This window comes from Stenotrophomonas sp. STEN240 (assembly GCF_056756175.1).
Map to the genome: position 1 here is coordinate 65,988 of NZ_JBRRBO010000011.1, position 18,901 is coordinate 84,888.

The 18,901-nt window shown below is 63.8% G+C and carries 18 protein-coding genes; 7 read left to right on the plus strand and 11 right to left on the minus strand.

From position 1 onward, the window contains the following. Positions 1-98: 98 nt before the first annotated feature. From ACVOKO_RS07220 to ACVOKO_RS07230, 3 genes are all read right to left on the minus strand, one after another. Entirely contained in the window at positions 99-317 is a 219-nt protein-coding gene (locus ACVOKO_RS07220) for an HP1242/YdcH family protein (RefSeq protein WP_057627287.1), read from the minus strand. Positions 318-646: 329 nt separating this feature from the next. Further along, positions 647-1,528: an OmpA family protein gene (locus tag ACVOKO_RS07225; protein ID WP_346498259.1), complete on the minus strand. Its 882-nt coding sequence runs from the start codon at positions 1,526-1,528 to the stop codon at positions 647-649. Beyond that, a complete protein-coding gene (locus tag ACVOKO_RS07230; RefSeq protein ID WP_346498260.1) occupies positions 1,528-1,914 on the minus strand; it encodes a DUF4398 domain-containing protein in 387 nt (128 codons plus the stop codon). Before ACVOKO_RS07230 ends, ACVOKO_RS07225 begins: the two co-directional genes overlap by 1 nt. Positions 1,915-2,012: 98 nt before the next feature. Between ACVOKO_RS07230 and ACVOKO_RS07235 the strand changes: the two genes are divergently transcribed. After that, positions 2,013-3,143, plus strand: coding sequence for a PilT/PilU family type 4a pilus ATPase (locus ACVOKO_RS07235; protein ID WP_346498261.1), 1,131 nt, complete (start codon positions 2,013-2,015; stop codon positions 3,141-3,143). A gap of 802 nt (positions 3,144-3,945) precedes the next feature. Here the strand turns inward: ACVOKO_RS07235 and maiA are convergent. The 3 genes from maiA to ACVOKO_RS07250 all read right to left on the minus strand — a co-directional run bounded on the left by maiA (position 3,946) and on the right by ACVOKO_RS07250 (position 6,043). Further along, complete coding sequence (maiA, locus tag ACVOKO_RS07240) at positions 3,946-4,602, minus strand: maleylacetoacetate isomerase (protein ID WP_346498262.1); 657 nt, start codon at positions 4,600-4,602, stop codon at positions 3,946-3,948. Between the two features lie 94 nt (positions 4,603-4,696). Continuing rightward, positions 4,697-5,686: a fumarylacetoacetate hydrolase family protein gene (locus ACVOKO_RS07245; protein WP_346498263.1), complete on the minus strand. Its 990-nt coding sequence runs from the start codon at positions 5,684-5,686 to the stop codon at positions 4,697-4,699. Positions 5,687-5,914: 228 nt separating this feature from the next. Further along, a complete protein-coding gene (locus ACVOKO_RS07250; RefSeq protein ID WP_346498264.1) occupies positions 5,915-6,043 on the minus strand; it encodes a hypothetical protein in 129 nt (42 codons plus the stop codon). A 15-nt stretch (positions 6,044-6,058) separates the two neighbouring features. On the opposite strand from ACVOKO_RS07250, the gene ACVOKO_RS07255 reads away from it, so the two are divergent. Beyond that, positions 6,059-7,453: a DEAD/DEAH box helicase gene (locus tag ACVOKO_RS07255; RefSeq protein WP_346498265.1), complete on the plus strand. Its 1,395-nt coding sequence runs from the start codon at positions 6,059-6,061 to the stop codon at positions 7,451-7,453. Between the two features lie 91 nt (positions 7,454-7,544). Then, positions 7,545-7,937 carry a hypothetical protein gene (locus tag ACVOKO_RS07260; RefSeq protein WP_346498266.1) on the plus strand — a complete coding sequence of 131 codons (393 nt, stop codon included), beginning with the start codon at positions 7,545-7,547 and terminating at the stop codon, positions 7,935-7,937. Positions 7,938-8,211: 274 nt separating this feature from the next. Here ACVOKO_RS07260 and ACVOKO_RS07265 read toward each other — a convergent pair whose 3' ends face one another. Further along, positions 8,212-10,788, minus strand: a complete 2,577-nt coding sequence (locus ACVOKO_RS07265) for a M14 family zinc carboxypeptidase (protein ID WP_346498267.1) — start codon at positions 10,786-10,788, stop codon at positions 8,212-8,214. Positions 10,789-10,955: 167 nt separating this feature from the next. Continuing rightward, the gene (locus ACVOKO_RS07270; protein WP_346498268.1) at positions 10,956-13,586 is read right to left on the minus strand and encodes a TonB-dependent receptor plug domain-containing protein; all 2,631 of its coding nucleotides are present in this window, start codon (positions 13,584-13,586) and stop codon (positions 10,956-10,958) included. Between the two features lie 183 nt (positions 13,587-13,769). On the opposite strand from ACVOKO_RS07270, the gene queD reads away from it, so the two are divergent. The 4 genes from queD (at position 13,770) to ACVOKO_RS07290 (ending at position 15,930) form a co-directional block, all read left to right on the plus strand. Continuing rightward, positions 13,770-14,135, plus strand: coding sequence for a 6-carboxytetrahydropterin synthase QueD (queD, locus tag ACVOKO_RS07275; RefSeq protein ID WP_057627955.1), 366 nt, complete (start codon positions 13,770-13,772; stop codon positions 14,133-14,135). A 421-nt stretch (positions 14,136-14,556) separates the two neighbouring features. Beyond that, positions 14,557-14,919 carry a phasin family protein gene (locus ACVOKO_RS07280; RefSeq protein WP_346498269.1) on the plus strand — a complete coding sequence of 121 codons (363 nt, stop codon included), beginning with the start codon at positions 14,557-14,559 and terminating at the stop codon, positions 14,917-14,919. Positions 14,920-15,091: 172 nt separating this feature from the next. Beyond that, entirely contained in the window at positions 15,092-15,574 is a 483-nt protein-coding gene (locus ACVOKO_RS07285; RefSeq protein ID WP_346498270.1) for a GAF domain-containing protein, read from the plus strand. Continuing rightward, positions 15,571-15,930: a TfoX/Sxy family protein gene (locus ACVOKO_RS07290; protein ID WP_346498271.1), complete on the plus strand. Its 360-nt coding sequence runs from the start codon at positions 15,571-15,573 to the stop codon at positions 15,928-15,930. The genes ACVOKO_RS07285 and ACVOKO_RS07290 overlap by 4 nt, the downstream gene beginning before the upstream one ends. 399 nt (positions 15,931-16,329) lie before the next feature. Here ACVOKO_RS07290 and cobS read toward each other — a convergent pair whose 3' ends face one another. From cobS to cobT, 3 genes are read right to left on the minus strand one after another with little or no spacing between them, the layout of a single operon-like run. Beyond that, entirely contained in the window at positions 16,330-17,070 is a 741-nt protein-coding gene (cobS, locus tag ACVOKO_RS07295) for an adenosylcobinamide-GDP ribazoletransferase (protein WP_346498272.1), read from the minus strand. After that, positions 17,067-17,654, minus strand: coding sequence for a histidine phosphatase family protein (locus ACVOKO_RS07300; RefSeq protein ID WP_346498273.1), 588 nt, complete (start codon positions 17,652-17,654; stop codon positions 17,067-17,069). Before ACVOKO_RS07300 ends, cobS begins: the two co-directional genes overlap by 4 nt. Continuing rightward, on the minus strand, positions 17,651-18,721 hold the full coding sequence (cobT, locus tag ACVOKO_RS07305; RefSeq protein WP_346498274.1) for a nicotinate-nucleotide--dimethylbenzimidazole phosphoribosyltransferase: 1,071 nt from the start codon (positions 18,719-18,721) through the stop codon (positions 17,651-17,653). Before cobT ends, ACVOKO_RS07300 begins: the two co-directional genes overlap by 4 nt. Between the last annotated feature and the right edge of the window lie 180 nt (positions 18,722-18,901).

The window sequence follows — 18,901 nt, forward strand, 5'->3', positions numbered from 1 at the left end:
TCCGGCACCGGATCCACCCTGGCAAGTGGCGCGGACAATGACGGCCGACGAGGAGGCCGCCACCGTCCGCGACATAAGCGGTGAAGCGTGGGGAAGGTTTAGTTGAGGCTGTTTTCGTAAATCCGCAGGAGCTTCTGCTTGGCCAGCAGTTTTTCCCGTTTCATCTGTCCCAGGGTGACCCCATCAATCGGGAGCACACCCAGCTCCGCGTCCATGCATTTCTTGTTCAGCTTCTTATGCTGTTGGTAGAGCTGCTTGAACTCCGGGTTGGCCTTGGCCAATGCGTCGATTTCACTCTGCGGCTGCCCTTCGAACATGACTACCTCCTTCATGCAGAAACAAGAACGCCCCGGCCGGGTGGCACGGGGCGTTGCTGGATTGGAAAGCCGGGACCGCCCAAGCCGGCACCACCCACCGCGCCCTGGCCAACCTGCCAGAAGCTATCGGTTACTGGTTCGCGCCATGCTTGCACCGGCTCGGCCCTCCGTTGTCCGGGCGACGGAGTTGCCGCCCGGACAATTGACCCTACGCCTGCAAAAAGGTTCCGGCAAGCGTTCTGCGGGAACGTTTCCTGAATATCCGAACTCGACCACATTCAGCCATCGCCGAATGACAAAAACCTAACAAGTTCAGCCATTTAAGTTTGTTACGGGGCAATAATCACTTCAGCTGAACGGGCCCGTGTCGAAGCCGCTTTCTTGCCGCTCACCTGGATGCGGCTGGCGGCCACCCCGGCCTCGACAAGCGCGTCCTTGAGCGCCTGCGCGCGGCGTTGGCCCACCCCGTTGGCACTGTCGTAGGCCTCGATCGTGACCCGGCCCTTCTTGCCGATGTTCAGGTACTCGGCCAAGGCCTTGGTCTGGTTGCGGGCACCGCCGGACAGCGCTGCCTGACCGGCCGCGAAGGCATCGCCAGCGAAGGTATAGACCTCACCACGTCCGTCAAACTTCGACGCAGGCAACTTCTGCCCGGAGACCAGCTCAGCCTCTTCGCGAGCCAGCTTGGCCGCGTTCTGCTGGGCTGCACTCAGGCGCTGCTGCTGACGGCCGGCAACGCTGGTAAGCGCGGTTTCGGCGTCCTGGCGCGCCAGGGTCTCGGCTTCGGCGGCCAGACGCAGGCGTTCAGCTTCCTCGGCCTGGATCTGGGTCTGCACGCGCAGTTGCTCCGCTTCCTGGCGGGCGCGAGCCGCATCGCGCCGGCTGGCCTCGATCAGCAGCTCGCTGCGGGTGCGCTCGAGCTGATCGATTTCGCGCCGTGCCAGCGCGGTGCGGCTGGCCGCCTCGGCAATGGCAACCCGGCGCTCGGCCAGATAACGCGCGTCGTCCAGGTCCTTGCGTTTGGCCTTGGCCAGCGCGGCGATGGCCTGTTGCGCCTGCAGCTTTTCAAACGGCGCCACGTCGGCCGTGGCCATGTCCGCCTGCAGCATCAGCAGCCGCTGGTTCAAGGCGCCCACGGCTGGGTCTTCGGCTGCCAGCGCCAGCATCGGCATGGCCAGCAGGCCCACGACCACCAGATTCCTGATCCGCATCAACGTCCCTCCCCTGTCGCCAACTGGCGTTGCAGCTGTGCAACCTCGGCCTTGCGCTGGGCCAGCTGGGCCTGCGCGACGGCCTCTTCACTCTGCGCCCGCGCCAGATCGGCATCGGCCGCCGCACGCAGCGCCAGCACCGGCGCCTGCTTGCGCAGCCGGCGGTCGCCTGCGGCCTGCTGGGCCTGGCCCAGTTGCTGGCGCGCCATGGCCATCGTGTCCGGCGCGTATTGGTCGGCGTCGGCGCGGTCGGCCTTTTCCACGGCCTGTTGTGCGGTGAGCAGTTCCATTGCGCCCGGATCCTGTGCCAGAGCGCTGCCGCTTAGCACGAATATGCAGGCGGTGACACACAGGAATCTTCTTAATTGTGCGAAGCTAGGTTTCATTGGGGAGCCGTGGCTTGGGAGACTGAGCGCGGCCATTGTGGTCAAGCCAGAGGCGTGCTTGCAACGGCAGGCCGCCGTTTGTTGGGGAAAAATTTCGCATGGATATCGGCTATTTCCTGAAGCTGATGACCGAAAAAAACGCTTCGGACATGTTTTTGACGACCGGAGCGCCGGTTTACATCAAGATTGAAGGCAAGTTGTACCCGTTGGGCAATACCGGCCTGCCGCCGGGAATGGTCAAGAAAATCGCCTATTCGCTGATGGACGAGGGCCAGGTGCCGCAGTTCGAGCGCGACCTGGAGCTGAACATGGCCATCGCCCTGGCCGACGCCGGGCGTTTCCGCGTCAACGTGTTCAAGCAGCGCGGCGAAGTGGGCATGGTCATCCGTGCGATCAAGAGCCGCATCCCCAGCATCGAGGAGCTCAACCTCCCGCAGGTGCTGAAGGACGTGATCATGACCCCGCGCGGGCTGGTGCTGGTGGTTGGCTCGACCGGCTCCGGCAAGTCGACCTCGCTGGCGTCGATGATCGACCACCGCAACAGCACCTCGACCGGGCACATCCTCACCATCGAGGACCCGATCGAGTTCCTGCACAAGCACAAGCAGTCCATCGTCAACCAGCGCGAGGTGGGCCTGGACACCCATGCCTTCCACAACGCGCTGAAGAACGCGATGCGTGAGGCGCCGGACGTGATCCTGATCGGCGAGATCCTGGACGCCGAAACCATGGAAGCGGCCATCGCCTTCGCCGAAACCGGCCACCTGTGCCTGGCCACGCTGCACTCCAACAACGCCGACCAGACCATCGAGCGCATCCTCAACTTCTTCCCCGAGAGCGCGCACAAGAACGTACTGATGAACCTCTCGTTGAACCTGCGCGCGGTGGTTTCGCAGCGTCTGGTCAAGGGCAAGGACGGCCGTCGCCGCCCCGCCACCGAGGTGCTGCTCAATACGCCGATGATCCGCGACCTGCTGCGCCGGGGCGAAGTTCACACGATCAAGCAGGCCATGGAAGAGTCGCTGGAAGAAGGCATGCAGAGCTTCGACCAATGCCTGTTCCGCATGGCCAAGGACGGCATCATCGAGCAGGAGGAGGCGCTGCGCGCCGCCGACTCGCGCGATGGCCTGGCCTTGAAGTTCCGCCTGTCCGAAGGCGGCAGCGGCGAGCATGATCCGTATGCGGATTTCGCGGTGGCAGCACCAGCGGCAATCACGCACGGCTTCTGAGCCTGCGGCATAGCCCACAACAAAGCCCCGCGATGCGGGGCTTTGTTGTTTGGGGTGATTCAAGCCTGCGGCAAGCCCTTCTTGTAGGAGCTCTTGTAGGAGCTGTGGCAGGAGCTCTTGTAGGAGCGGCGTAAGCCGCGAAGCCACTGCTGGCTCCGTGCTGCAGGTCTGCTTCGGCGCGCATAAGGTTGAGCTGCTGCTTCGGTTGGGATGCCGGTTTCGCGGCTCACGCCGCTCCTACAAATGCAATACCGGCTTCGCGGGGTACGCCGCTCCTAAAACAGCTTGGCCAGCCCAGTTGTATCGGCCTGACATTCCGAGCAGCGGGGAAACGGCAACGATTTTTGTGGGAGCGGCGTCAGCCGCGAAGCTACTGCTGGCTCCCAGCTGCAGGTCTGCTTCGGCGAGCGTCAGGTTGATCTGCTGCTTCGGTTGGGATGCCGGTTTCGCGGCTGACGCCGCTCCCACAAATGCAATACCGGCTTCGCGGCTTACGCCGCTCCTACAACAGCTTGGCCAGCCCAGTTGTATCGGTCCGACATTCCGAGCAGCGGGGAAACGGCTATGGTTTTTTGTGGGAGGGGAGTCAGCCGCGAAGCCACTGCTGGCTCCGAGCTGAGGGCCTGCTTCGGCGCGCATAAGGTTCAGCTGCTGCTTCGGAGGGGATGTCAGCTTCGCGGCTTACGCCGCTCCTACAGAAGCAATGCCGGCTTCGCGGCTTACGCCGCTCCCACAAATGCAATGCTGGCTTCGCGGCTTGCCGCTCCCGCACAACAGTTTGGGCGGTGATTTCTGCAGCTGCTTAGATCGCGTCGATCTGGTTTTCCGGGCGGGCGGCGTCGAATGCGGGCAGGGCCAGACAGGCTTCTTCGATCCGCTGCAGGGTTGGGTACGGGGCCAGGTCCAGGTGGAAACGACGGGCGTTGTACAACTGCGGGACCAGGCAGCAATCGGCCAGCCCCGGTTCGGCGCCATGGCAATAACGACCGGTGTCGAACGAGCCCGCCACCATCGCCTCCAACGCGGTGAAACCCTTGCGCATCCAGTGCAGCGTCCATTCGTCGCGCTCGGGCTGCGGCACGTTCCATTCGCGATCGAAGAACTGCATCACCCGCAGGTTGTTCAGCGGATGGATGTCGCAGGCCACCTGCTGCGCCAGCGCGCGCACGCGGGCACGCCCGCCGGCATCGGCCGGCAACAGCGTCGGCTCCGGGAAGACTTCATCCAGGTATTCAAGAATGGCCAGCGACTGGGTCAGTACGCGCTCACCATGGCGCAACGTCGGCACCAGTTCCTGCGGGTTCAACGCGGCGTAGTCCGCCGCGTGTTGCTGGCCACCATCACGTACCAGATGGACCGGGGTGACGGCATACGCCAGACCTTTCAGATTCAAACCGATACGCACGCGGTACGCGGCGCTTGAGCGCCAGTAACTGTAGAGCGTCAGCCCTGCTTCCATGTCGGATTTCCCCCTTTCCATGCGCCACAACAATACCCGTTGGTGGTGAGGATTCCTTCACCACCAACGCAATGCCAACACCTTGTATACCGCCTCAGGGGCGCGATGCCTGCTCGATCTGCTGTTCGATCGCACCAAAAATGCTGACGCCGTCACGGTCCAGCATCTCGATGCGCACCACGTCACCAAAACTCATGAACGGGGTGGACGGCTTGCCATCACGCAGCGCCTCGACGGTGCGCTGCTCGGCGAAGCAGGAAGCCCCCAGGCTGGTGTCCTCATTGGCGATGGTGCCCGAGCCGACAATGGCGCCGGCCGACAGCGGACGGGTCTTGGCGGCATGCGCCACCAGCTGGGCGAAATTGAACTGCATGTCGACGCCGGCTTCCGGTGCGCCGAACCACTTGCCGTTGATATGGGTAAGCAGCGGCAGGTGCACCTTGCTGTCCTGCCAAGCGGCGCCCAGTTCGTCCGGGGTCACGAACACCGGGCTCAGCGCCGAGCGCGGCTTGGATTGCAGGAAGCCGAAGCCCTTGGCCAGCTCGCCCGGGATCAGGTTGCGCAGGCTGACATCGTTGACCAGGCCCACCAGCTGGATATGACCGGCAGCCTGCGCCGGGGTCACCGCCATCGGCACGTCGTCGGTGATCACCACGATCTCGGCTTCCAGGTCGATGCCGTAGTCCTCGCTGATCACCTTGACCGCATCGCGCGGGCCGTAGAAGCCGGCGCTGGTGGCCTGGTACATCAACGGGTCGGTGTAGAAGCTCTCCGGCACCTCGGCACCGCGCGCCTTGCGCACCCGTGCCACGTGCGGCAGGTAGGCGCTGCCATCGACAAACTCATAGGCGCGCGGCAACGGCGCGGCCAGCGCCTGCATGTCCACGGCGAACTCGCCTTCCACGCTACCGGCGTTGAGCTGCTCGGACAGGGCGTTCAGCCGCGGCGCCAGGTTGGACCAGTCCTCCAGCGCCTGCTGCAGGGTGGCGGCAATGCCAGTGGCCCGCACGGCGCGGGTCAGGTCGCGCGAAACCACGATCAGGGTGCCGTCGCGGCCGCCTTCCTTCAGGGAACCAAGCTTCATGGGAGTGTCCAGTCTGCGTAGAAATAAGTTTCAATTGTAATGAATATGCCAGCCACGACCAGCCTTCCCGGAGGAATGCTGAACAGGGGTTTTTGTACCGGCGCCAACAATCCCTTAGACTAGCGCGGTCTGCCAGCGGCCGTCCGTTTCCCTCAGGGACCGCCGGCGGTGCAGGATCAGCGGCCATCTGGCCCATCCGCCCGCCCGCCCCCACTCCGACGCCTATCGTCACGCATTCCAGCCAGCGCACCGCGTTGGTTGCATCCAGATCTTGCAGCGCGGTTTACGGGAACGCTCCGAGATCAGCTGATCTTCAATGATCAGCAACGCCAGCCCCTTCGGGCGCGCGTTATTCATGTTTCGGAGCACTCCATGTCGTTTGAAAACCTGGGCCTTGCGCCCTTCCTGCTGCGCGCGCTCGCCGAGCAGGGTTACGAAAACCCGACCCCGATCCAGGAGCAGGCCATTCCGCTTGCGCTGGACGGCCGCGATCTGCTGGCCGGCGCCCAGACCGGTACCGGCAAGACCGCCGCGTTTGGCCTGCCGCTGCTGCAGCACCTGGCCACCTCGCCGCAGAGCGTGGGCAACGGCCCGCGCCGCCCGCGCGCCCTGGTGCTGGCCCCTACCCGCGAGCTCGCCACCCAGGTGCATGACAGCCTGCGTGGTTACAGCAAGTACCTGCGCATTCCCAGCGCCTGCATCTACGGCGGCGTCGGCATGGGCAACCAGCTGGACATCCTGCGCCGTGGCGTGGACCTGCTGGTCGCCTGCCCGGGCCGCCTGATCGACCACCTGGAGCGTCGCAGCGTCGACCTGTCCGGCGTCGAGATCCTGGTGCTGGACGAAGCCGACCGCATGCTCGACATGGGCTTCCTGCCCTCGATCAAGCGCATCCTGGCCAAGCTGCCGCGCCAGAACCGCCAGACCCTGCTGTTCTCTGCGACCTTCGAAGAGAGCATCAAGCAGTTGGCGCTGGAGTTCATGCACAACCCGGAGCAGATCCAGGTTACGCCGAAGAACACCGTTGCCGAGACCATCACCCACCGCGTGCACCCGGTTGATGGCGCGCGCAAGCGTGAGCTGCTGCTGCACCTGCTGGCTGAAGATTCCCGCGTGCAGACGCTGGTGTTCGGCCGCACCAAGCATGGCTGCGACAAGCTGGCGCTGTTCCTGGAAAAGTCCGGCATCAAGACTGCGGCCATCCACGGCAACAAGAGCCAGGGCCAGCGCCTGCGCGCACTGGCAGACTTCAAGGCCGGCCGCGTGACCGTGCTGGTGGCCACCGATATCGCCGCTCGCGGCATCGATATCAACGAGCTGCCGAAGGTCATCAACTACGACCTGCCGATGGTGCCGGAAGACTACGTGCATCGTATCGGTCGTACCGGCCGCAACGGCTCGACCGGTGAGGCTGTCTCGCTGGTTGCACAGGACGAAGCCAAGCTGCTGCGTCAGATCGTGCGCCTGCTCGACCGCGACATGGACATCCGCGATGTGCCGGGCTTCGAGCCGCATACCCCGATCCGTTGGGGCAACAGCGCGCCGGGCAAGGCTGAGCATCCGGGCGGCCAGAAGGCCCCGCGTCGCGGCAACGGCGGCCATGCCGCACGTCGCCCGACCGGCGATGCACCGCGCGGTGGCCGTGGCGGCCAGCCGCAGAAGCCGGGCGGCCAGCGCAATGCCGGCAATGGCCAGCAGCGTCGTGATGCGCACCCGGGTGGTGGTCAGCGTCGTGGCGGCCGTGGCCAGAGCCGTACCAGCGCCTGATTCCAGCTTGTTGTTGGGATGAGATGAGTTGCAAAGGAAAGGCCGACGCATTGCGTCGGCCTTTCTGGTTTGTGGGCGCTGTGGGATCCAGTTGTGCAAGATCAAAGGCTCCCCTCATCCGCCCCTGCGGGGCACCTTCTCCCGCAAGCGGGAGAAGGGAACGCTAGTCATTGCCACGTCGAGAACCGGGCACCGCGCTTGCCCCTCTGGCCTTTGCCTTTGCCTTTGCCTTGCCTTTGCCTTTGCCTTGCCTTTGCCTTGCCTTTGCCTTTGCCTTGCCTTTGCCTTGCCTTTGCCTTGCCTTTGCCTTGCCTTTGCCTTGCCTTTGCCTTGCCTTTGCCTTGCCTTTGGCTTTGCCTTTGGCTTTGCCTTTGGCTTTGCCTTTGGCTTTGCCTTTGGCTTTGCCTTTGGCTTTGCCTTTGGCTTTGCCTTTGGCTTTGCCTTTGGCTTTGCCTTTGCCTTTGCCTTTGGCTTTGAGCTTTGAGCTTTGGCTTTGAGCTTTGGCTTTGAGCTTTGAGCTTTGGCTTTGAGCTTTGGCTTTGAGCTTTGGCTTTGAGCTTTGGCTTTGAGCTTTGGCTTTGAGCTTTGGCTTTGAGCTTGTCCCTTCTCCCGCTTGCGGGAGAAGGTGCCCCGCAGGGGCGGATGAGGGGGAGCTTTGGCTTTGCGGTAAAGCCCCTGCCGAGCATGGCTCGGCACTACAGATGATGCTTGGCCCTGCCTCGATTCCCTTCTCCCGTAAACGGGAGAGGGACTAAATCCTACTCCCCGCGCTGGCGCGGCGTGCTCAGATAATTCGCCTGCAACAAGGCATTGAGCAGCAAACGCTCCGTGCCATACCAGTATTTGCGGTGCGCAGGGTCATCGGCAAACAGCACCACGTTGCCGCTACCGGTCGGCACCACCTGCAGATAACTCGACCCGGCAACACGCGCACGGTTGGCATCGGACAGATAGCCATTCACCACCGGCTCGCGATCGATATTCACCACATTGAGGAAGGCATTCTTCGCCGGCTCAAACACCTGCCCGCCTTCCTTGTTGACCCAGATGCGGCGCTGCTGCACACCAAAGCCCAGCGGATGGGTTGGATCGATATCGGCACTCAGGATATTGCCGCTGACCCGGCCCAGCGCGAACACATCCCGCACCGTACCGAAATCCAGACGCTCGGCATCTTCCTTCTTGTCACCATCGCGCAGCTTGGCCTCCGCCAGCCCCTTGTCGATGGCCCAGCGCGCGCCGCTGCCATAGACCACCAGCGAACCACCCGCCGCAATCCAGCGCTTGAGCGCCGCCACACCGGCATCGCTGACCGTGGTGTAGGTGCCACCGGACAGCACGATCGAGGTGTAGCGCGACAGATCCGCACTACCCAGCTGCACCGGGTCGATCTTGCTCGAAGGCAGGCCGAGCGCCGTATCCAGCGCAAACCAGGTCGAGCCGATCTCGGTGGCGGATACGCCCTCGCCCATTACCAGCGCGATGCTCGGCTTGCGCAGCACGCGCACACTGTCACTGCCCAGATCGATGCCGCTGGCAGTGCGGCCGCTGGCCAGCGCATGTACGGTGATACCTGCCGCCTGCGCAGCGGCCAACACCTTGGCCTGCAGCGCCTCGCCATCCAGGCGCTGCCCCGCCACTGGAATCACCACCGCTCCCTGCCCGAACGCAACATCGCCCGTCGCGGTAGCGGCAGTGAACGGCTGGTGCGCAGTGCGCACGCGCACCTCGTCGCCCAGCAATGCACCCAACAAACGGTAGCTGCCAAAATCACGTGCATCGGCGACATAGGCAAAACCCGCCCGGCCACCATTGATACCGCCTTGCTGCGTGGGCACCTCTTCCACCCGCGCGCCACCCGGCAATGCACCGCGGCTGCCCGCGTAACGCAGGCCATACGCTGGTGCCACCGCATACGAGGTGCCGCTGTAGAACACATCACCCTTCACCGCCGGAGTGAACTCGAAAATGGCATGGGCCAGGCGAAACTGCGGCTGCCGCGCCGGCACCACATAGGCCGAACCGGCCACGAAGCGCTTGCCATCGACCTCGACATCACGGGCCAAGGCATGCACTTCGATACGATGCTGCAACAGCACCGCCAGCAGTTTGCGGGTCAGCGTCGCATCGGCGGTATCACCGAACACCCAGTCATGCACCGGATAGGCGGCTGCCTGCTTCAGCGCGCTGCGGAAGAACTCTTTCTGCAGGGCAAACAGGCGATCCCTGTCCTCAACCACTCCGCGCACGCTGGCCAGGCCGGTCGCCACCTGGTTGCGGATGGTGAAGTTGAAATGCAGCGGACCATTGACCGACTCCTGCACCAGACCACGCGAGCTGGCCTGCTCCACGGTCACACCTACCGCACCATGAAAATCTGGATAGGTCGAGCCGTAGATCGGCGAGAAATTATCGAAATTCTCGCCGGTGTAATACAGCGAACCCAGCGCATCCAGCGCCTGTGCGTGGAAGCGTGCCAGCCACTTGTTGGCCTCGTAGGAGGATTTGGGCAGCAAAGGGCTCTCCATGCTCTTCGGCGAGGGCTCGAAGTAATACGTGCTGTCCTTGCCCATCTCGTGGAAGTCGATCTGGATGTTCGGATACCAGCGATGGAACGCGGCAACCTTGGGCCAGCTGTCGGTCTGGGACAACGCCAACCAATCGCGATTGAGATCGGTGAAGTAGTGGTTGACGCGGCCGCTGGGGAAAGGCTCCACGTGCTCCTTGTCTGCAGGGTCGGCCGATGGCGGCTGCGAGCCCCAGGCGTTGTGCCAGTTTGCAGCGCGGTCGCGGCCATCCGGGTTCTGCGCCGGATCAATCACCACCACGGCATGATCCAGCCAGCGCGCGGTTTCCGCATCCTGGTTGGCGGCCAGGTAATAGGCGGTCAGCATTGCTGCCTCACCGCTGGAAGTTTCGTTGCCGTGCACGCTGTAACCCAGCCAGGCAACCGCCGGTGCATCGGCGTCCGGTAGCGGCTGTGCGGGATCGATCAATGCCTGCCGCTGCGCGGCGATCTCGGCACTGCGCGCATGGTTGCGCGACGAGGCAATGGTCACCAACAGCAGCGGCCGCTGCTCATAACTCTGGCCGATCACCTCGACCTTGACCTTGTCCGAAACCCGCGCCAGTTCGTTGAAGTAGGCAACCAACTGGTCGTGACGTGTGTAGTGGCTGCCGATCTCGTAGCCAAGGAATTGCTGCGGTGATGGCACCTTTGCGTCGAACTGCTGCGCGGCGGGGAAGTAGTAGCTGTTCTGGGCGTAGGCCGGCGACAGACTGATGAGCGTTGCCAGCAACAGCACTGGCAGCAGGCGTGAAAAGCGGAACGACATGGATGTTGCACTCCCCTATTGCATGAACCTTGTTGCGAAATTTCGGAAAAATCGATGCATGTAGTGCCGAGCCATGCTCGGCAGAGGCATTCCCGGTAAAGCCTCAGCCGAGCATGGCTCGGCTCTACAAAGCTGCCCTCCCGCGCGCGCAGGAGAGGGGCTTTCAATCAAAACCGGTAATCAAAGCCCAGCGTGTAATAGCGGCCACGCAGGTCGTATTGGCTGAAGTCGTAAGGCGCGCGCACACCCGGGAAGGTGGCGTCATACGGCGGCTGGCGGTCACCGATGTTCTGCACCTTGGCGTAGACGGTCAGTTTCTCGATGCCGGTGTAACCCAGGTAGAGGTCGAACTGGCTGTAGCTGGCCACCTGCTTCTGCACCGCCTTGGCGGCAGCGCTGCCTTGCTGGTCGTAGCTGCTGGTGTAATACCAGGTCAGTGCGGTGCGCCAATCACCCAGCGCCCAGTCCAGCGTGGTGGTGGCCTTGGTGTCGGGCAGCGAGGGGCCGAGGTTGGAGCCGGCGTAATCCACCAGCGGGCCCCCAATCACCTGCGGGCGCTTGTAGTCGATCACGTAGGTCAACGCCGAGGACAAACCGAAATCACCCGCAGCCGCCGTCTGCCAACGCTGGCGCAGCTCCACATCGATGCCCGACGTCTCCAGCTCGCTCAGGTTCTGGTAGCGGTTGTAGACCGCCAACAGCTTGCCGCGCGAGTCACGCAACACATTGGCTGGATCGTTCTCCTCCACCAGCGTGGTGGTATTGCCGCTGCCGATCAGGTTGTCCAGCTTGATGCGGTAGTAGTCCACGCTGAGGTTGGTGTTCTGCCACGGCGACAGCACGAAGCCTGCGTTGAAACTGCGGGTGCGCTCCGGGTCGAGCCCGGTGTTGCCGACGGTGAAGAAGGTTGGATTCTGTCGCGAACCGGCCACGTCAGGGTCATGCGGATCCACCACCGAACCGTAGGCGATGCTGGTGGATGCCGAGTTCTCCGACAACGACGGCGCACGGAAACCGCGCGAGGCCGCAGCACGTACCAGCAACCAGTCCAGCGGCTGCCAGCGCAGGCCCAGCTTGGGCGAGAAGGCATTGCCGAAATCACTGTAGTGATCAGCGCGCGCGGCGGCCTGCAACTCCAGCGTGCTGTGCAGCGGCACGCTTACTTCGGCATAGGCCGCGCTTACCTGGCGCTGGCCGTGCACTTCGGCAATGGCCGGGCGCACCTGCAGGCCGGCATCGATCTGCCATGGGTTGTCGGAGTCGAGCTTCTCCTGCCGCCACTCGGCACCGGCGGCAAACCCGATCTGGCCGGCCCAGGTCTCGCCCAACGTGCCGGAGACCTTGGCGTCCACGCCCTTGAGCACCGAGTCAGCCGGACGCAAGGTGCTCAGGCCGATGGCCGCCAGCACCGAAGGATCGGTGGCCGACGGATTGAGCAGGTTGTAACTGCCCGTGGCCAAGGCGTCATATAGCGACCAGCGGTTGGCAAAGCCACCGGAGACGGTTTCCCTCTGCTTGCTGGCGGCCTGGAACGCGCCCAGTTCCCAGTCCCACTTCTCACCCTGCCCGCGCAGGCCAAGCACGCCGCGATAGGAGCGCGAACGGTTGGTCTTGATGGTGCCGCCCAGGTTGAAGAAGGTGTACTCGATCGGTACGTCCACGCCATACGGGTTGTACGGATTGGAGGCCGGCAGGGTCGAGCGCACCGGCTCGGCCAGGCCGGTGTCGGCGTTGAGCGCGAAGCGCCCGCTTTCCAGGGTGAAAAACGGGCTGGAACCGAACCAGGACACACCCTTGATATCGCTGTAGATCACATCGGCGAAGGCTTCCACCGAGTCATTGATGCGCAGCGTGCCGTTGACGTAGGCCTGCCAGCGCTTGGTGGAAGGGATCAGCGTGGTGTACGGCGCCTGGTTGAAAGCGCACGTGTCGCCGGCCAGGCCATCGATCGGCGCGCTGGCGGTGAGCACCGTGCCTTCCGGGCAATTGCCGGCGGCATCGAGCATCGGAACCGACTTGCCGCTGATCAGGTAGCGTGCGCCCTTGGCGGACCAGCCGTTCCAGCGCCCGCCCGCCTTGTCGGTGTAGATGCCCGAACGGGTCAGCTCGCGCTGGTCCTGGTCCAGCCGGTCGCGGTTATAGCCTTCCAGCGACACCAGGATGTTGTAGCCATCGTTCTGCAGATCACCGATGCCGCCGACGAACTTGAGGTTCTGCTGGTCCAGCCCGCCGGCATCGGAGGTACCGCCGCTGACGCCGACTTCGGCACCTTCGAAATTCTGCCGGGTGATGATGTTGACCACGCCCGCCACCGCGTCAGAGCCATATACGGCCGAGGCGCCATCCTTGAGCACTTCAATACGTTCAACGGCGACCAGCGGCAATGCGTTGAGATCAACGAAGGTGTCCAACAGGCCGCCAGCCGGGAAACCGTAGTTGGCCAGGCGGCGGCCGTTGAGCAGCACCAGCGTGTTCTTCTGCGACAAGCCGCGCAGGCCGATGCCGGCCGAACCGGAAGCCCAGCCACTGTTACTGGTTTCGTTGCTGGCATTGCCGGTATTGGCGGAGATCGAACGCAGCAGGTCAGCCACACTGGCCTTGCCGGTCTGCTCCAGCTGCTGGCGTTCAATCACCTGCACCGGGTTGGCGGTTTCGGTATCGGTACGCTTGATGTTGGAACCGGTGACACGCACCGCATCGAGGGTCTTGCTGCCATCGGCAGCCGTTTCAGCCAGGGCGAGGGAGGGAGCAGCGACAGCGGCGGCCACCGCGAAGGCGAGCAGGGAACGAGTAGGCATGGAATCCGGAGGAGGTGAATGACAACCCGGTCAGTACCTCATGACACGCAAATGTCCGGCCAATCACTTTGTTGCATTCGCACATAACCAACCGTTACATCGCTCCATCTTGATGGATATGAAAATATGACTGGCATCACGGGTGGATACGCGCAACGGCGGCGCCGCCCTACAATTGTGCCCATGGATATTTTCAAGGTTTTCACCCTGGAGGCCGCACACCGGCTGCCCAACGTCCCGGTAGGCCACAAATGCTCGCGCCTGCACGGTCACTCGTTCCGCGTCGAGCTGCGGGTCAGCGGCGAGCCCGGCCCAGAGACCGGCTGGATCATGGATTTCAGCGAACTCAAGGCGGCCTTCCAGCCCTTGTACGACCAGCTTGACCACAACTACCTCAACGACATCCCCGGCCTGGAAAACCCCACCAGCGAACGCCTGGCAATGTGGATCTGGGAAAAGCTGAAGCCCGCGCTGCCGCTGCTCAGCGAAGTGGTGGTGCACGAGACCTGCACTTCCGGCTGCAGCTACAAGGGCGACAAAGCTGCCTGACGCAGGCAGTAGTGCCGAGCCATGCTCGGCAAAGGCCTTACCGACGCACTGCGGTTTTGTAGGAGCGGCGTAAGCCGCGAAGCTGGTAATGCTTGAAAGGCCCAAAAGCCAACCCCTCCCCAGCCCTCCCCTTGCCTGCGGCAAAGGGAGGGAGCAAAAACGGTAGTGCCGAGCCATGCTCGGCAGAGGCTTTACCGGTAAGGCCCCAGCCGAGCATGGCTCGGCTCTACAGAATCTGCTTTCCCGGTAAAGCTCCAGCCGAGCATGGCTCGGCTCTACAGAATCTGCTTTACCGGTAAGGCCCTAGCCGAGCATGGCTCGGCTCTACAGGAGGTCGATACTGAATCATTCACGGGTTAATGTTGCGCCGCGCAAAATCCGCGCTATGCTGCAACGCAACACGCCCAGCTGGATTGCACCGATGTCCGCACAGCCCAACGATTTCAGCAGCTACACCCAGCAGTTTGCCGCTGCCGCCAACCGCGCCAACCGGCTCGCGCTGGAAAACGCTGAAAGCGTGTTTGGCGTGCAGCTGCGTGCGTTCGAGCGCAACAGCAGCGCGGCAGCCGGCTTTTTCGGCGAACTTTCCCAAGCCGGCGCGCAGGCGGATCTGCAGGCGCTGCTGCCCAAGGGCCTGCAGTTGGCGCGCGACAGCATGGAACGGCTGGCCAGCGCCAACCAGGAAGTGCTCGGGCTCAGCCTGAAAACCAGCGAAGCACTGGGCGCACTGGTGCGCCAGCCGTTCGCCGCGAAGCCTGCCAAGGCGGCCGGCAAAACCCGCTGATACCCCTACAACAGCATTTGCGCGGCCCCTCCCCCGCGCAATCCCGGACCCGGTAGCTCCCTCCCGCTGCCGGGTCTTTTTTTGCCTGCGATCCAGCATTCCATCGGCGATGGCTGCGTTTGCCGGCAGCGGCTGGCAAAATCGCGGGTCACGCAGCGGCTAGACTCTCACGATGTTCAGTACCGACACGCTTACCGGCAGCAAGCCGGAACAGTACGCCCAGCTGCTGGCCCAGGCCCGCGCACTGGTTTACGGCGAAGCCGACCGCATCGCCAATGCCGCCAATCTGTCGGCATTGATCTACCACGCACTGCCGCAGCTCAACTGGGCTGGGTTCTATTTCTACGACGGCAAGGAACTGGTGGTCGGCCCATTCCAGGGCTTGCCGGCCTGCGTGCGCATTCCCCTGTCCAAGGGCGTGTGCGGTGCTGCCGCCAGCAGCCGCCAGACCCTGCGCATCGAGGATGTGGATGCCTTCCCGGGGCACATCGCCTGCGACTCGGCCTCGCGTTCTGAACTGGTGGTACCACTGGTGCACAACGGCCAACTGATCGGCGTGCTGGATATCGACAGCCCGGTGATCGCGCGCTTCGACGCCGATGATCAGCTCGGCCTGGAAGCCATCGCCCAGGTGTTTGTCGAGGCGCTGCAATGAGCGCGCCCAAGCTGCGCAATATCGGCCCCAAGAGTGCAGCCTGGCTGCGTCAGGTCGGTCTGCGCAGCGAGCAGGATCTGAGTGCGATCGGCCCGGTTGCGGCGTTCATGAAGGTTCGCCGCGCCGGCTTCAAGCCCAGCCTCAACCTGCTGTATTCGCTGGAAGGCGCACTGCTTGGCTGCCATTGGCAGGAAATACCTGAAGCACGCCGCCAGCAGTTGGTCGCCGAATACGAGATCGCCGTTGCCGGATTGCCGACCGCACGCGCGGGGCAACTGGCCGGGCCGGTGCTAGAAACACATATGCAGCCCGAAGCCGACGAAGAAGAAACCGGCGAGATCCGCTTCGAAGAGTGAAGCCCCACAAGCGTTTGTGGGAGCGGCGTCAGCCGCGAAGCTGGCCATCCATCAGAGCGCACAGTAGTTGCTGCGGGTAGTTGGCCATAGGTGACGCCGGCAGCAACTGTGGCTTCGCGGCTTACACCGCTCCCACAACTATCGGGTGTTCTTTTGTGGGAGCGGCGTCAGCAGCGAAGCTGATCATCCCTCAGAGCGCACAGTAGTTGCTGCGGGTTGTTCGCCATAGGTGACGCCGGCAGAAACTTTGGTTTCGCGGCTTATGCCGCTCCCACAACTACCGGCTGTTCTTTTGTAGGAGCGGCGTCAGCCGCGAAGCTGGCCATCCCTCAGAGCGCACGGTAGTTGCTGCGGGTAGTTCGCCATAAGTGATGCCGGCAGCAACTGTGGCTTCGCGGCTTATGCCGCTCCTACAACATCGGCTGCTATCACCAGGGCCAGCAACAACAGCGTTTCAGCGACCTCGACGCTGGCGCCCAGGCCATCGCCGGAGATGCCTCCGAGCTTGCGCTTCCACCACAGCGCCACCAGCGGCACCAGCAACAGCGCCAGCAGCAAAGACCAGGCGAAAAACACGCTGATGGCCGCCAACAACAGCGCCCACAACCACATCGCCGCAGGCTGCAGCTGCCAGGAAAAGCGCTCGCCCAGACCATCGCCATGCAGCGACGGTATCCGTTGGCTCCACCACAAGGTGCCCCAGCGCGCCCAGGCCGGCACCAGCACGATCCCGAACCACAAAGGGCTTACCGCCAGCTCGGTCAGCAGTACGAACTTGAGCAGCAGCTGCATGATCAGCGTGACCACGCCGAACACGCCCATATGCGGGTCCTTGAGCACCTCAAGGAAGCGCTGCGGGTTGCGATGCGCCGCACCGAAGGCATCGGCCACATCGCCCAGCCCATCCAGATGCAAGGCGCCGGTCACCCAAACCCACATCAACAGGGTCAAGGCACCGGCCAACCACGGCCGGTCAGCCAACCCATACAGCGGCAGCGCCAGCAACACGCCGATGATGGCGCCCACCAAGGGGTAATACACCGCCGACCTGCTCAGATCTTCCTGGCGGAAATCGCGCACCTGCGGTGTCGGCAGCCGGGTCAGGAACTGGATTGCAAGGATCAGGCGGCGCACGCTCATGGCTGTCGCAACTCCAGCAGTTCGCCCCACAGCAGGCCGTCTTCGCCACGCTCCACGCGCAGGCGCACGCGGGTACCGTAATCAATGCGCATCGCCCACAACGACGACAACGCCATGCCACAAACGCGCGACACCACCAGCCGCAACACGCCGGCGTGGCTGACCACCAATACCGGCTGGCCATCGCCGTCATCTTCGTCCACCAGGCGGTGCAGTTGTTCTTCCACACGCGCCTGGAACTGCTGCCAGGATTCGCCATTGGGCGGCACCACATCATGCGGTTCGCTGTAGAAACCGGCCAACTGCTCGGTAGGAAGTTCATCGAAATGCAGGCCGTCCCAATCGCCGAAATCGAGCTCGGCCCAATCCGGGTGGATCTCGCAGAACTGATTGCTGCCGGCCACCAGCGCATGCGCGGTATCCAGCGCGCGCCGGCGCGGTGAGCTGATCACCCGGCTCCAGCCGATACCGGCATGGCAGCGGTACAACGCATCCATCGCGCCGTCGATCAGAGGTGGATCGGTACGCCCGTCCAGATGTCCGGCGCGCCCGGTGGAGGCATGCCGCAGCAGATCAAGAATCATGCGCTGCCACCGCGATCGGCCACGGCCGCTTCGGCAAACGTCGCCATGCTGTTTTGCAGGGCGCAGGCCATGCGCACCAGCGGCAATGCCAGGGCAGCGCCCGAGCCTTCACCAAGCCGCAGGTCCAACGACAGCAGCGGCTGTGCCTGCAGCGCCTCAAGCAGGCGGATATGACCGCGCTCGGCCGATTGATGCGAGAACAGCAGCCACGGCCGCAGGCCCGGGTTGATGCGCACCGCCGCCAATGCAGCGGCAGACACGATGAAACCATCCACCAGCACCGGAATCCGGCGTTGCGCGGCGGCAATCATCGCCGCGCTGATCGCAGCGATCTCCAGTCCACCCACACGCTGCAATGCCTCCAGCCCCGGCGATTGCGCGGCAGTGATCGCCTCCCCATGCAAGCTCAGCGCGCGGGCGATCAGGTTCTTCTTCTGCACCATGCGCACCGCATCCAGGCCGGTACCGGCGCCTACCAGCTCGTCCAGCGGCAACGGCCCAAGTGCGGCAGCCAAGGCGCTGGCAGCGGTGGTATTGCCGATGCCCATCTCGCCGAACACCAGCAGGTCGGCACCATCGGCACAGGCGGTTTCCACTGCCCGGCGGCCAGCGTCCAATGCAGCGTCCAGATCGGCGGCGGACATCGCCGGGCCGGTACTGAAATCATCCGTGCCATGACGCGTCTTGGCACTGACCACACCGGCAATGGCCGAGGTGGCGCGGCTGCCCACATCCCATACGTGCAATGGCAGGCCCAGCTCACGCGCCAGCACGGCGATGGCAGCACCACCGCCGGCAAAGTTGTGCAGCATCTGCACCGTCACTTCCGCCGGATAGGCCGATACGCCCTGCGCGGTGACGCCGTGATCGCCAGCGAACACCACCACCGGTACCTGCTGCGCCACCGGCTGATCCACGCCCTGCAGCGCGGCCAGTTCAACCGCCAAGGCTTCCAGCCGGCCCAGCGCACCTTCGGGTTTGGTCAGCTGGCGCTGGCGGGCCAGGGCGCGCTGCCGGTATTCCTGCGAAGGCTGCCCGCAGGCCTGCCCGTACCATGTTTCTGTCACGACACTTCCGATACTGCGTTTGCAGCACGCATTCTAGCCATTCGCCGTGCATTACCGCCGATTGGTGTTGGCGGCTGGCGCTACAGGCACGCATGGAACGCAGCCCCGGTAAGCGCGGCGCACCCGGGGGATCGGTGTGCAACGTTGTTGCAAACCGCCGCAACCTGCACTCCCGGGTGC

What these genes read in the sequence shown, in the direction of transcription:
- ACVOKO_RS07285 (WP_346498270.1), top strand. Translation starts at nt 15,092, where the DNA reads ATGTTCAGTACCGACACGCTTACCGGCAGCAAGCCGGAACAGTACGCC.
- ACVOKO_RS07265 (WP_346498267.1), bottom strand. Translation starts at nt 10,788, where the DNA reads ATGTCGTTCCGCTTTTCACGCCTGCTGCCAGTGCTGTTGCTGGCAACG.
- queD (WP_057627955.1), top strand. Translation starts at nt 13,770, where the DNA reads ATGGATATTTTCAAGGTTTTCACCCTGGAGGCCGCACACCGGCTGCCC.
- ACVOKO_RS07255 (WP_346498265.1), top strand. Translation starts at nt 6,059, where the DNA reads ATGTCGTTTGAAAACCTGGGCCTTGCGCCCTTCCTGCTGCGCGCGCTC.
- ACVOKO_RS07225 (WP_346498259.1), bottom strand. Translation starts at nt 1,528, where the DNA reads ATGCGGATCAGGAATCTGGTGGTCGTGGGCCTGCTGGCCATGCCGATG.
- ACVOKO_RS07230 (WP_346498260.1), bottom strand. Translation starts at nt 1,914, where the DNA reads ATGAAACCTAGCTTCGCACAATTAAGAAGATTCCTGTGTGTCACCGCC.
- ACVOKO_RS07290 (WP_346498271.1), top strand. Translation starts at nt 15,571, where the DNA reads ATGAGCGCGCCCAAGCTGCGCAATATCGGCCCCAAGAGTGCAGCCTGG.
- ACVOKO_RS07245 (WP_346498263.1), bottom strand. Translation starts at nt 5,686, where the DNA reads ATGAAGCTTGGTTCCCTGAAGGAAGGCGGCCGCGACGGCACCCTGATC.
- cobS (WP_346498272.1), bottom strand. Translation starts at nt 17,070, where the DNA reads ATGAGCGTGCGCCGCCTGATCCTTGCAATCCAGTTCCTGACCCGGCTG.
- maiA (WP_346498262.1), bottom strand. Translation starts at nt 4,602, where the DNA reads ATGGAAGCAGGGCTGACGCTCTACAGTTACTGGCGCTCAAGCGCCGCG.
- ACVOKO_RS07220 (WP_057627287.1), bottom strand. Translation starts at nt 317, where the DNA reads ATGTTCGAAGGGCAGCCGCAGAGTGAAATCGACGCATTGGCCAAGGCC.
- ACVOKO_RS07235 (WP_346498261.1), top strand. Translation starts at nt 2,013, where the DNA reads ATGGATATCGGCTATTTCCTGAAGCTGATGACCGAAAAAAACGCTTCG.
- ACVOKO_RS07280 (WP_346498269.1), top strand. Translation starts at nt 14,557, where the DNA reads ATGTCCGCACAGCCCAACGATTTCAGCAGCTACACCCAGCAGTTTGCC.
- ACVOKO_RS07270 (WP_346498268.1), bottom strand. Translation starts at nt 13,586, where the DNA reads ATGCCTACTCGTTCCCTGCTCGCCTTCGCGGTGGCCGCCGCTGTCGCT.
- ACVOKO_RS07250 (WP_346498264.1), bottom strand. Translation starts at nt 6,043, where the DNA reads ATGAATAACGCGCGCCCGAAGGGGCTGGCGTTGCTGATCATTGAAGAT.
- ACVOKO_RS07300 (WP_346498273.1), bottom strand. Translation starts at nt 17,654, where the DNA reads ATGATTCTTGATCTGCTGCGGCATGCCTCCACCGGGCGCGCCGGACAT.